Genomic DNA, 12,786 nt, shown 5'->3' with positions numbered 1-12,786 from the left:
TGCTGTCAGACCGCTAAGGGACGCCGCGCTGCCCGAGGTCACACAGACGTTCACGGCATTGGCCAGCGAGTCCTCCAGCTTGGCGATGGGCGAGGTGCCAGTCGAAGGGAAGGACGGTTGCAGCCGCGGCGGTAGCCAGGGCGCAAAATATGGCTGTCAACCTATGGTGTGGTAAGCCACAGGGAACCCGGAAAATATATCAATCGGGAACTCGACGTAGTCGAATTCCACCTTTTTAAAGGCGTTCCCCACGAATGGACGTTTACGATCCCGCCCGTTCTGATCGGCCTGATAGCTCTGCTGCTCGTGCTTCTGCATACGCCGCCGCGCCCAATAATGCACAGGTGTCATCAAGGATGACACGTACAGGTATCGCTTCCAGCAAGGGGGAGAGCCGCCCTTTATCGAGGAATGCCCGGGTGAACTCGCCATTTTGCATCGTCTTCAGAATCTTTGGCGCGATGCCCCCGCCCAGATAGATGCCTCCCATGGCGAGCACCTTCAGGGCTACGTTGCCGGCCTCAGCTCCGTAGGCCGAGACAAAGATGCGGAGTGCTTCGGCGCAGATCTCGCTGGAGCCGTCCTCTCCGCACTGCCCGATGACCGCATTGGGATCTTCGGTGGCCATGCGCGCGGCCAGCCACGCGGGCTCCTCCAACTTTACGTCGTCGCGCAGAAACGCGTAGATGTTCTTGATGCCGAGGCCGGAGACGACGCGCTCATGGCTCACACGGCCGTTCAGAGTACGGCGCAGGTACTCCAGCAAAGCGATCTCGCGATCGTTTCTTGCCGCGAAGTCGCTGTGGCCGCCCTCGGAGGGTAGCGGCAGATGTGTCTTCGATTTGGCATCCCAGATGAGCAGCGCCTCGCCCAGCCCGGTGCCGGCGGAGACCAGGCCGCGGTGGCCCACGCCCTTCGCATCGCCTTCGTGCAGGGTGAAGATCTTCTCCGGCGCGAGTTCCGGGACGCCGTAGCCGTTGGCTTCCAGGTCGTTGATGAGGAAGATGTGCTCGATGCCGAGCGACTTGACAAGCTCGCGCGTATCGAGGGTCCAGGGAAGGTTGGTCAGCTTAAGCCGGCCGTCGCGCACCGGTCCGGGGCAGCCGAAGCACGCCGCGAAGATCGGCGGCTCGTCCTTGCCGCCCTGCGCCTGAAACGCCTTGACGACCTCGTCGAGCGAACCGTACTCGTGCGCAGGAAACTTGTGCTCGCGCACGGCCACCAGTTTGCCGCCCACAAAGTTGTACAGCGCCAGATGGACCTTTGTACCGCCTACATCGCCTGCCAGAATCATCGTTTTTCATTCGGAGTCAGGAGTACGCGATAGGAGCAGAGAAGACACAGACCCTACATCCATTGCGGCGTTACTCCAGACTCACTGCCTTTCCTGCCTAATCGGAACAGAGAGCGGTGCAAAATAGAAGATAAACGTTTTTCTTCGTAACTCACTACCCCTTGTGCTACTAAATCTCCAGGGTCCCAACCTTGCGGCTACCGTCTTCGCTGGCAAATATATCGTTGGCCGCCGGGAGCTTCGCCGCGGCGGCCTCATCCAGAAGAAAGAGAAGCTTACCATTCGAGGGACGGATCAGTTGTGAGGGCAGTTCCTCAGGATTGCGCGGGCCCGTGAGCACAGCGGCCAGCACGTCGGCCTTGCCCTCACCTTCAATGGCGAAGACCACCTCGCTGGCCTGATTGATGACCGGGGCCGTGAGCGAGATGCGCCAGGTGTCCTTCTGCGGCACATGGTTGGCAATGACCAGGCGGTTGATGACCTCAAGCCCTTCGGTATGCGGAAATAGCGACGCCGTGTGGCCGTCAGGGCCCATGCCCAGCAGCAGCAGATCGAACGCCGGCGACTCCGCGCCTTCGAGCTTCATGGTGTTGCGCAGCACGGTCTCGTAGCGCGCTGCGGCCTCTTCCGGGTCCAGCTCGCCTTCCATGCGATGCACGTTTGCCGCGGGCAGCGGCACCTTGTTCAGCAGCAGCTCGCGGCAGACGCCGTAGTTCGACTCAGGGTGCTCGGGCGCGACGCAACGCTCGTCGACCCAGTAGAGCTGCAGCTTGTCCCACGGCACAGTCGTCGCGAACGGGCCGGCCGGGTCGGCCAGCAGGTTGAAGCTCTCCTGCGGCGTGGAGCCGCCGGAGACCGCTATACGCGCCACACCGCGCTTTGCCGCTGCCTCTTCTACCTTGCGCGCAAACAGTCGAGCCATGGCCATCGCCGTCTCTTCCTTCTTCGCCCACACCTCATACGTGACCGTCACCGGCTTCGCCATACGCAGCCCAACTCCTTTATGCAATTTGCGTCTTCCGACTCTAGCAAGAAAAGGGAGCAGCAGTCCTCCGCTACTCCCCTTTTGCCTAACGTGTGTTTCGTGCCGTTACAGCTTGTGCCACTTGCGCCCATCCTTGCGCAGCAGCGCGTCGGCGGCCTCAGGACCCCAGCTGCCGGCAGGGTAGTTCGGGAAGTCCGTCGGCGGGTTCTTCGCCCAGGCTTCCAGGATCGGGGTCATCAGCGCCCAGGTGGCCTCCACGCCGTCGCGGTGCGCGAACAGCGTGCCGTCGCCGAGCATCGCGTCGAGCAGCAGACGCTCATAGCCGTTGGCCGAGCTCTTGCCGAAGCTGTCCGCATAGCTGAAGTCCATGACCACGGGCTTCACGTTGGTCGTGGGCCCCGGAACCTTCGCACCGAAGGTCAGCATGATGCCTTCATCCGGCTGGATGCGCAGCTTGAGCACGTTCGGCTCAACCGTCACATTGGGATCGTTGGACTTGAAGAGGTGCAGAGGTGGCTGCTTGAAGATCACCGTCACCTCCGTCACGCGCTTGGCCAAACGCTTGCCGGCACGGATGTATATCGGCACACCGGCCCAGCGCCAGTTTTCGATCTGCAACTTCATCGCCGCATAGGTTTCCGTGGTGGACTCCGGATTGACGCGGTCTTCCTGACGGTATCCGATGGCCTGCTCATCACCGACCTTGCCGGGACCGTACTGGCCGCGCACGGTGTCTTCCACGGGGATCGGCTCGATGGCGCGCCAGACCTTCAGCTTCTCCGTACGGACGGAAGACGCGTCGAAGCTGTCAGGCGGCTCCATCGCGACGAAGCTCAACACTTCCATGACGTGGTTCTGCAGCACATCGCGCAGCGCGCCGGCCTGCTCGTAGAACGGGCCGCGGCCTTCGATGCCGATGGACTCGGCTGCCGTGATCTCGACGTGGTCGATGTAGTTGCGATTCCAGATGGGCTCAAAGAGCGCGTTGGCGAAGCGGAAGACGAGGATGTTCTGCACCGTCTCCTTGCCGAGGTAGTGGTCGATGCGGAAGATCTGCTCTTCCTTCAGCACGGCGTTGATCTCGTCGTTCAGCTTGCGCGCGGAGTCGAGGTCGGTGCCGAAGGGCTTCTCGATGATGACGTGGGCCCACGACGGCGCCTCGGGATTGGTCATGCCCTGCTTCGAGAGCCGCTGCGTGATATCCGCAAAGTACTCCGGCGCTACCGCGAGATAGAACAGGCGGTTGCCCTTGGTACCGTTCTTCTGGTCGATGCCGGCCAGAAAATCCTTCAGCTTTGCGTACCCGGCATCGTCATCGAAGTTGGTCGCGAAGTACTCCACGCGCTCCATGAAGCCCTTCAGTTTCGGGTCGCTCGCGTCCACGCCACCGAACTTCTCGATGCCGTCCTGCATGTCGGCGGCAAACGTCGCGGAGATATCGCGGCGCGCCACGCCGACCACCGAAAACTTCTCCGGCAGCAGGCCCTGCTGCTCCAGATGGAACAGCGCGGGCAGCAGCTTGCGCTTGGTGAGATCGCCCGATGCTCCAAAGATCACCACGATACATGGATCGGGAATCCGCTCCTGCTTCTTGCCAACACCCGTCTGGGCAACATGCACTTCGTCAGCCATACAAACTCCTTGCGTTATCTGGTCCCTGTTGTCTACTGCTAGCTCTTCTTCACTGCATGGCCGCCGAACTCGTTACGCATGACGCTCAGCATACGGTCGGTGAAGTTGTTCTCTTCGCGCGAGCGCAGGCGGCGGATCAGCGCTTCGGTGATGACGGAAGCAGAGACGTTGAGGTCGATCGCCTCGAAGACCGTCCAGCGGCCCTCACCGGAGTCCGGCACATAGGCCTCGAGGCCTTCGAGCGTGGGGTTCTTCTTGAGAGCGTCGGCGGTGAGGTCAAGCAGCCACGAACGCACCACCGAACCGTACCGCCAGATCTCGGAGATCTGCACGAGGTCCAGGTCCAGCGGCGTCTTCGCGCGCATGATCGAGAAACCTTCCGCGTAGGCCTGCATGATGCCGTACTCGATGCCGTTGTGGATCATCTTGACGAAGTGGCCGGCGCCGCTCGGGCCCGTGTGGCCCCAGCCTTCATGCGCTGCGGGCGCGAGCGCCTCAAAGATCGGCGTGAGGTACTCGACCGGCTCCTTGTCGCCGCCGATCATCATCGAGTAGCCCTCGGTGATGCCCCAGATGCCGCCCGACGTGCCTACGTCGACGAATTCAAAACCTTCTTTCTTCAGCTCATCGTGGCGGCGTTGCGTGTCCTTGTAGTTCGAGTTGCCGCCGTCGATGAAGATGTCGCCCGGCTTCATGTACGGCTTCAGCCCGGCAATCGTCTGGTCCACAGGATCGCCCGCGGGCACCATGATCCACACCGCGCGGCGGCCCGTGAAGGCCTCATCCAGCTCCTTGAGTGAGTGCACGCCCACCGAACCGGCATCCGTCAACTTCTTGACGGCGTCTGCATTGAAGTCATATCCAATCACGCGATGCCCTGCGAGTCGCAGGCGCTCCGCCATGTTGCCGCCCATCTTGCCGAGTCCGATGATACCGAGTTCCATGATCTGTCCTTCTTCCAAAGCTTTGAGTGAGGTGTCTCCCAGGCACAGGGTACGGGTGGGAGAAATGACGCCTCTTAGAGAGTAATCCGAATCACTGTCAATGGCACGTAAACGTGTTAATGAATCGCCTTAGCCCGGGGCGGCAGGGACCAGACTTAAGTCGCAGGTCCCGAAGAAATGGCGGCCCACATGAGCCGCCTTCTGCTTATGTACCTGCGGGAAAATCCGCGCCCGTTGTGGTGTCCTTCCAGTCAGATACGTCCTTGAGAAGCGCGTCGACCTTGGCCTGCAGCCGCGGGATCGTTACAGCGCCCAGCAATAGACGCAGTGGCGGATTGGGGCTTTCGACGGCCTGCGCGATGGCCGCGACAGCCTTCTTCGGGTCGCCGGGTTGGATGCCGTTCTGCTTTTCGGCATACTCGCGCATTTTTCCGGCGGTCTGGTCGTAGTCGGCGATGTGTTTGGCGGCGGGCATCTCGCCGCGCGCGAGAAAATCGGTGCGGAACGGGCCGGGTTCCACAATGATGACGTGGATGCCGAGCGGCTTGACCTCCTGTGCGAGCGCCTCGCTGAGGCCTTCGACGGCAAACTTCGTTGCGTTGTACATGCCGAAGCCCGGCGTGCCCACCAACCCGCCAATCGACGACAGATTCACGATGGTGCCGGCCTTGCGCGCGCGCATCTGCGGCAACACGGCCTGCGTCAGGCGGATGAGGCCGAAGACGTTGGTCTCAAACATCGGGCGGAACTCGCGCTCGTCGGACTCCTCGATAGCGCCCACCATGCCATAGCCGGCGTTGTTGACCAGCACGTCGATGTTGCCGAAACGCTGCGTTGCCGCAGCCACGGCAGCATCTACCTGCTCGGGCTTGGTGACATCGAGACCGAGCGCCAACGCCGTCTCCGGATACTGCTTTACCAACGGATCGAGCAGTTCGATGCGCCGTGCCGTTGCCACCACGCGCGCGCCTTGCGAGAGCAAAAGCTCTGCAAGATCACGCCCAAACCCAACCGAAGCTCCGGTGATAAACCAAACCTTGCCTGCCTGCGATGTCGAAAGAGGAGTCGCCATACAGGATGAGACGCCCGAAAGTGCCTCGACGATGCAAAGCTCCGCTAGCTGTGCAGTTCCTGCACGCCGTCATCGCCGGCCACCAGCGCCAGGCTTGCCATGCCGAGGAACAAGCCATGCTCCACAACGCCTACAATGCTGCGGATTTCGGCTGCTGTGACCTCGGGGTCTTCGATCACTCCGCAGTGGCAGTCCAGGATGTAGTTGTGTTCGTCGGTGAGCAGCGGGCCACTGCCGTCCTTGAGCATGCGCAGCTTGGGGTTGAGGCCTAGATCGGCGAGGCGGCGCTCGACCAGCGGTAACGCCATCTTGATGACCTCGACGGGCAGCGGAAACTTGCCGAGATGAGGAACGATCTTGGTGGAGTCAACGACGACGACGAACTGCTTTGCTGCGCTGGCGACGATTTTCTCGCGCAGCAGCGCCGCACCGCCGCCCTTGATGAGCGCGAGGCCGGGGGCGACCTCGTCCGCGCCGTCGATGTAGAGGTCGAGCTCCGGCAGCTCGTTGAGCGTGACGACCTCCATGCCGAGCGAGCGGCCCAGCTCCGTACTGGCGTCGCTGGAGGCCACGCAGCGGATCTTCAGTCCTTCGTTCTGCACACGCGCGCCGAGTGCCTGGATAAACATCCGCGATGTGGAACCTGTGCCCAGGCCGACGGCCATGCCATTCTCAACCATCTGCGCGGCGCGTTTGCCGACCAGTGCCTTTGCTTCGTCCTGTGTCATGAGTACGTCCTCAGATACGAGATTCTAGATGCGAGATATGAGATTTTGCTTCCACAGACGCAAGATGCGAGATGAAACCGCTGTTGGCGCGGTTCGCATCTCGCATCTTGTGTCTCGTATCTGCCTGCTTTACTTCTTGACCAGCTTCTTTGCGTGATCGACAACGTTGGAGACCGAGATACCATAGTGCTCCATCACGATGGGGCCCGGTGCAGACGCGCCGAACTTGTCGATGCCAATGGCGACACCCTCGCGGCCGATGTACTTCCACCAGCCCATCGTGGCGCCGGCTTCGACGGAGATCTTCGGCACGCCGTGCGGGAAGATCGACATCTTGTACTCTTCGCTCTGCTCCTCGAAGATCTTGAAGCTGGGCATGGAGACGACGGTCGCGTTGATGCCCGCGTCCTTCAACTCCAGCGCGGCCTTCATGATGACCTCGACCTCGGAACCGGTCGCGACGAGGACGATGTCCTCGCCGAAGGCCTCGAGAACATAAGCGCCCTTGCGGACACCGTCGCGCACCTTGTACTTTTCGGCATCGAGGACAGGAAGATCCTGGCGGCTGAGAGCCATAAAGCTGGCGCTCTTGCGCTCCAGGGCAAGCTCCCAGACGGCAGCCGTCTCGTTCGCGTCCGCGGGGCGGAAGTCGGTGAGCTGCGGGATGACGCGCAACGACATCAGGTGCTCAACCGGCTGGTGCGTGGGACCGTCTTCGCCCAGGCCAACGGAGTCGTGCGTGAAGATGTAGAGCGAGTGGCTGTGCTGCAGCGCGCCCATGCGAAGGGCCGAACGGCAGTAGTCGCTGAAAGTGAAGAACGTGGAGCCGAACGGGATGAGGCCGCCGTGCTCCGCCATGCCGTTCACCGCTGCCATCATGCCGAACTCGCGCACGCCGAAGAAGACGTTGCGGCCGACAGGGTCGACGTGGAAGCTAGGCGAGTCCTTGAAGATGGTCTTGGTGGAAGCGGTGAGATCAGCCGCGCCGCCGAAGAGTTCCGGCACCACGCTGGCGACGGCATTGAGCACCACCTGGCCCGCGTTACGCGTGGCCACGGGCTTTTCGGTCGGGAAGACGGGGATGGCTTTGGCAACGGCGTCGCTCAACTTGCCGGCGAAGGTGCGCTCGTACTGCTCGCCGAGCGTGGGGTAAGCCTTCTTGTAGGCCGCGAACTTTTCGTTCCACTCGGCCTGCGCCTTGGCACCCTTGTCCTTGGCCTGCAGCCAGTTCTTGCCGGCCTCTTCAGGCACGTAGAAGCTCTTGTCCTCAGGGAAGCCGAAGTTCTTCTTGGTGGCCTTGACAGCCTCTGCCCCGAGCGCCTCGCCGTGCACCTTGTTGGTGCCGGCCTTGGGCGAACCGTAGCCGATGACCGTGCGAACGCGGATCAGCGTGGGCTTCTTCGTCTCCGCCTTGGCTTCCTTGATGGCATTCTCGATGGCGACGAGGTCGTTACCATCGGCGATGTGGAGCACCTGCCAGTGGTAGGCCTCAAAGCGCTTGGTCACATCCTCGGTATAGCTGAGCTCGGTGGGGCCGTCGAGGGAGATGAGGTTGTCGTCGTAGAGAACGATGAGCTTACCCAGCTCAAGCGTTCCCGCGAGCGACGCGGACTCGTGCGAGATGCCTTCCATCAGGTCACCGTCGCCGCAGAGGACGTAGGTATGATGGTCGACCGGGGTGTGGTTCTCGTGGTTGTAGACGGCGGCGAGGTGCTTCTCCGCGATGGCAAGACCCACGGCCATGGCAAAGCCCTGTCCGAGCGGGCCGGTGGTGACTTCGACGCCCGGAGTTTCACCCACTTCAGGGTGACCGGCGGTGTGCGAACCCCACTGGCGGAACTGCTCCAGCTGGCTCATCGGCAGATCGTAGCCGGTGAGGTGCAGAGCGCCGTAGAGCAACGCGGAGGCGTGGCCGTTGGAGAGCACGAAGCGGTCGCGGTCGCTCCAGGCCGGGTCGGCCGGATTGAACTTCATCAGCTTGTGGAACAGGAGGTACGCAATTGGCGCGCAACCCAGCGGCGCTCCGGGATGGCCACTGTTGGCCTTCTGCACCTGGTCGACGGCGAGCAAACGGAGTGTGTTGATCGAAAGTTGGTCTAGGGCGTCTTGCTGCGGATCACTCATTACCTGTCCTCTATATGGTGTTGCGGGCGGGCACGTTCACTCCGTGCACCTGGAGATGTCGCTTCGAGCGCTCCAACTAGTGTACTCGTGCCGCCGGTCTTTGCCAGTCAACCGCAGATCAGGCGTTATACAAAACTGTATGAAAGTTCGTAGCAGGAATCAATCGCTGCCGCAGGGCTGGAGGAAGGCCACAACTGTCCTGCATTTGGAGTCGGCTATAGTTTCGTCCATGGCTCTCCGAGGGTTTTTACCTGTTGTGGCGCTTCTTGCCGTCTCTGCAACTACCGCGCATGCCGCGCAGCCATGCGAGAGGCTCGCCAAGCCAGCGTCGCCGCACATCAGTATCTCCGCGGCCACCCTGGTTGGGGCAGGGACGTTTACAGCACCCGGCAGTGGCAAGGCGATAGCGAACCTGCCGGCGTTCTGTCGCGTGGTTGCGACGCTCACTCCTACGGCTGACTCTGTTATTGGAACCGAGGTCTGGATGCCGGCCACCCATTGGAATGGGAAGTACCTTGCTGTTGGCAGCGGCGGATGGGGTGGCTCCATCGCTTACGGTGCGCTGGCGGACGCGCTGCGTCGGGGGTATACCGCCAGCGCTACCGACGACGGGCATAGGGGCTCGAGCGCGAGCTTTATCGCCGGCCATCCTGAAAAGTTCATTGACTTTGCCTATCGCGCCGAACACGAGATGACGATGGAGGCCAAAGCATTGGTGAAAGCCTTCTACGGCTCCGCACCGCGCTACTCGTACTGGGATGGCTGCTCCGGTGGCGGGCGTGAAGGGTTGATTCAGGCGGCTCGATATCCGGATGAGTTCGATGGCATTATCGCGGGTGATCCCGCCAATGTGCGCCGCAATGCCTGGGCGCTGTGGCTGGCGAACGAGACCTTCAAAGATCCCGAGGCGTATATTCCGCCTGCGAAGTACCCGATGATCCATCAGGCCGTGCTCGCGGCATGTGATGCCAACGACGGACTGCAGGATGGCTTGATCGAAGACCCCGAGAGCTGCCATCCGCACTTCGCCGCGCTTACCTGCAAAGACGGCGATGGGCCGGATTGCCTGACGCCGCGGCAGGTGCAGAGCGCGCAGACGCTCATCAGTCCGGCGACGGGGAAGACCGGCATCGTCTACTTTCCGCGGCTTGAGCCGGGCACCGAGCTGCGCTGGGCGCGGTTGGCGGGCGGTCCGGAGCCGGCAGAGCTGTTCTACGACCAGTTTCGTTACGTCGTCTATCACGATGCCAACTGGAATTGGCGCAGCTTCGACCTCGACCGCGATGCTACGAAAGCCAATGCGATCGATAAGGACGTGGACGAGATGGATCCGCATCTTGCGGCGTTCGCCCGGCACGGCAAGCTGCTGCTGTACCACGGCTGGGCCGATCAGCAGGTGGCTCCGGGGTCGACGGTTGAGTTTTATAAGGATGCCGTTGCCGACAGCGGCGATCCGGCGAAGTCGGCTGCGTGGGTGCGGCTGTTCATGGAGCCCGGCATGGGACACTGCTCGGGCGGTGAAGGGCCGGACACCTTCGACAAGATCTCCGTGATGGAGGCTTGGGTGGAGCAGGGCAAGGCACCGGAGAGCATCGTCGCCTCGCATCGCGCGAATGGCAAGGTCGACCGCACGCGGCCGCTGTGCCCGTATCCGCTGATTGCCCGCTACAAGGGCTCGGGCAGTATCGACGAGGCTGCAAACTTCAGCTGCGGCCCCGCTCGATAGGCAAGTGTAGCCCTAACGTCTTCATGAACATATATCGCTCCGAGATGCACATTTCGGTCCTTTGTCAGTTCCCTCTATGTTTTTTGGGAACCACCTACGTCGCCGCGACGTATCCTTCCACTGTCAGCACATGAATCTCCGGAGGATGGAATGTCTCTTACCCCTCGCACTCTCGCCACCGCATCTCTCGCAGGCGCCTCTCTGGCCTGCCTGCTGTTCAGCGGCTGCCGCGTCACCACCGATGACCATGGCGACAAGAAGAACGTCGATATCAGCACACCCTTCGGCGGCATGAAGGTCAATACCAATAACTCGAGCGATACCACTGCGATTGGCCTGAGCGCCTACCCCGGTGCCGTTCCGGTGAAGGACAGTGACGACAAGGACGGCGATGGCAATAACGCCGACGTAAACCTTAGCTTCGGCGACTTTCACCTCGGCGTGAAGGCCGCTACCTTCCAGACCTCCGACTCGTCCGACAAGGTGATTGCCTTCTACCGCAAGGACCTCGGCAAGCGTTACGGCGACGTGATTACATGCAAAGGCAGTAAGACCGTCGGCATGCCTGTCCGCACCAGCCAGGGCCTCGGCTGCGATGACAACGGGACCCACATCAGCACCGGCGACCACGGCCACAAGGGCTTCGCCATCACCAGCGGCGACCAGAACTCGGGTAGCCTGGAGCTCCGCGCCGGGTCGCAGCAGCACCAGCATATCGTCGGCGTCGAGCCCAAGGACGGCGGTACCAAGATCGGCCTCGTCTCACTCGACCTGCCCTCGCACCTGGGCAACCACGACAGCAAGAGCATCGAGTAAGAGATAGGGCATAGTGAACAGGGGATGGAGGATAGAGCGGGCCTTCCCTTCCCGGTCCTCTATCCTCCATCCCGTAGACCCTCGCCTCTGCTACCTTCAATCTGTGCCCGTTCGTCTCTGTCCCCGCTGCCATGGCGACCTCCCTACCGAGGTCACCGGCGAGCTTCTGTACTGTCCTCACTGCGGTGCGCCGCAGGTGATCCTCTCTGAGGAGCTGCGCGAGCAGTTCGAGCAGCAGAGAGACGCCGCTGTAATCCCGCCCGACGCCGCCGACAACCTTCCGCTGGAGCCGGTCTCCGACCCCAGCGGCATCCTGTGGCCGCAGGCGCTGCAGCTCATCGCCCTCAGCGCGGCACTCTTCGCCGTGCTGATGCTCATCACACTCGCGTTTCCACCGCTCGGACTGCTGGCCTTCCTATGGACGCTTGGCGCTCCTATCGTTTTGCTCGGCATCTATGCCGCGCGGAACCCCTCCAGCCGCATCACGGCACGCTTCGGTGCACGCTTCGGCCTGCTGACCGGGCTGGCCATCGGCGTTGCAGGGATGATCGTCAACACCCTCAGCACCCTCGTCGCGCGCTTTGCCCTGCACCAGGGAGCGGAGCTCGACCACCAACTGCTGCAGGCGGCAACGGCGCAGTCTCCGATCATTCAACAGCTCGCGGCCCAGCAGCCAGCCGACTACAAGGCCTATATCGCCCTGTTCAACATTCCGGAGTACCGCGCCGGGCTGCTGCTGGCGGGCACGCTGATGCTGGTAGTGCTGTACTCCGTGTACACCCTGCTGGCCGGGGCGTTCGCCGGGCTGCTCCGCTCGCGGGCGCGTATCGCGCGTTAACCCCGCGCTGCTATCATCGTGTCAACATGAGCGACACCGCCAGCACCCCCGCCACCCCCGAGACCACCGCCAAACCCCGTCTCCGCGAGAAGGGCCGACTGCTCTCCGCCTCCGAGATCGAGCGCACCCTCGTCCGCCTGGCGCACGAGATCGTCGAGCGCAACAACGGCGCTTCCAACATCGGCCTGGTCGGCATCAAGCGTCGCGGCGTGCCGCTGGCCAACCGTATCGGGAAGCTCATTGAGGCGATCGAGAAGCAGCCCGTGCAGACCGGCGTGCTCGACATCAGCTTCTACCGCGACGACCTCACCACGCGCGACACGCGCCCGGTCGTCGAGAAGGGTGAGATCGGCTTCGACGTCAACGGCCGCGACATCATCCTGATGGACGACGTGCTCTACACGGGCCGCACGATCCGCGCCGCGCTCGATGCACTGTTCGACCATGGCCGCCCCAAGAGCGTGCAGCTGCTGGTACTGATCGACCGCGGCCACCGCGAGCTGCCGATTGAAGCCCGCTTCATCGGCCGCACCGTCCCCACCAGCCGCCGCGAGATCATCGAGGTCAAGCTGCGCGAGATCGACGGTGATGAGCAGGTGATTTTGGTGGAGCTGGCCGACTGAAGCC

The 12,786-nt window shown here is 62.4% G+C and carries 11 protein-coding genes; 4 read left to right on the top strand and 7 right to left on the bottom strand.

The genetic code is table 11. The features are described 5' to 3' along the window. Positions 1-262: 262 nt before the first annotated feature. The 7 genes from glk to tkt form a co-directional block, all read right to left on the bottom strand. Positions 263-1,294, bottom strand: a complete 1,032-nt coding sequence (gene glk / locus GOB94_RS10410) for a glucokinase (RefSeq protein ID WP_182275862.1) — start codon at positions 1,292-1,294, stop codon at positions 263-265. A gap of 169 nt (positions 1,295-1,463) precedes the next feature. Next, positions 1,464-2,279, bottom strand: a complete 816-nt coding sequence (pgl, locus tag GOB94_RS10405) for a 6-phosphogluconolactonase (RefSeq protein ID WP_182275861.1) — start codon at positions 2,277-2,279, stop codon at positions 1,464-1,466. Between the two features lie 105 nt (positions 2,280-2,384). Next, complete coding sequence (gene zwf / locus GOB94_RS10400; protein WP_182275860.1) at positions 2,385-3,911, bottom strand: glucose-6-phosphate dehydrogenase; 1,527 nt, start codon at positions 3,909-3,911, stop codon at positions 2,385-2,387. 38 nt (positions 3,912-3,949) lie between these two features. Further along, complete coding sequence (gnd, locus tag GOB94_RS10395) at positions 3,950-4,855, bottom strand: phosphogluconate dehydrogenase (NAD(+)-dependent, decarboxylating) (RefSeq protein WP_182275859.1); 906 nt, start codon at positions 4,853-4,855, stop codon at positions 3,950-3,952. Between the two features lie 205 nt (positions 4,856-5,060). Continuing rightward, positions 5,061-5,927 (bottom strand): oxidoreductase, encoded by an 867-nt coding sequence (locus GOB94_RS10390; RefSeq protein ID WP_182275858.1) that lies wholly within the window; start codon positions 5,925-5,927, stop codon positions 5,061-5,063. Positions 5,928-5,971: 44 nt separating this feature from the next. Then, positions 5,972-6,655, bottom strand: a complete 684-nt coding sequence (gene rpiA / locus GOB94_RS10385; protein ID WP_182275857.1) for a ribose-5-phosphate isomerase RpiA — start codon at positions 6,653-6,655, stop codon at positions 5,972-5,974. Positions 6,656-6,784: 129 nt separating this feature from the next. Next, complete coding sequence (gene tkt, locus GOB94_RS10380; protein ID WP_182275856.1) at positions 6,785-8,779, bottom strand: transketolase; 1,995 nt, start codon at positions 8,777-8,779, stop codon at positions 6,785-6,787. Positions 8,780-9,008: 229 nt separating this feature from the next. On the opposite strand from tkt, the gene GOB94_RS10375 reads away from it, so the two are divergent. The 4 genes from GOB94_RS10375 to pyrR all read left to right on the top strand — a co-directional run bounded on the left by GOB94_RS10375 (position 9,009) and on the right by pyrR (position 12,782). Then, complete coding sequence (locus tag GOB94_RS10375; RefSeq protein ID WP_182275855.1) at positions 9,009-10,505, top strand: tannase/feruloyl esterase family alpha/beta hydrolase; 1,497 nt, start codon at positions 9,009-9,011, stop codon at positions 10,503-10,505. Between the two features lie 150 nt (positions 10,506-10,655). Beyond that, the gene (locus GOB94_RS10370) at positions 10,656-11,321 is read left to right on the top strand and encodes a hypothetical protein (protein ID WP_182275854.1); all 666 of its coding nucleotides are present in this window, start codon (positions 10,656-10,658) and stop codon (positions 11,319-11,321) included. Positions 11,322-11,424: 103 nt separating this feature from the next. After that, positions 11,425-12,159, top strand: a complete 735-nt coding sequence (locus tag GOB94_RS10365; RefSeq protein ID WP_182275853.1) for a hypothetical protein — start codon at positions 11,425-11,427, stop codon at positions 12,157-12,159. Between the two features lie 26 nt (positions 12,160-12,185). Then, positions 12,186-12,782 (top strand): bifunctional pyr operon transcriptional regulator/uracil phosphoribosyltransferase PyrR, encoded by a 597-nt coding sequence (pyrR, locus tag GOB94_RS10360; protein WP_182275852.1) that lies wholly within the window; start codon positions 12,186-12,188, stop codon positions 12,780-12,782. Positions 12,783-12,786 lie beyond the last annotated feature (4 nt).

This window comes from Granulicella sp. 5B5 (genome assembly GCF_014083945.1).
Classification (GTDB): Bacteria; Acidobacteriota; Terriglobia; order Terriglobales; family Acidobacteriaceae; genus Granulicella.
This window is presented reverse-complemented; position numbering and strand designations above follow the sequence as displayed.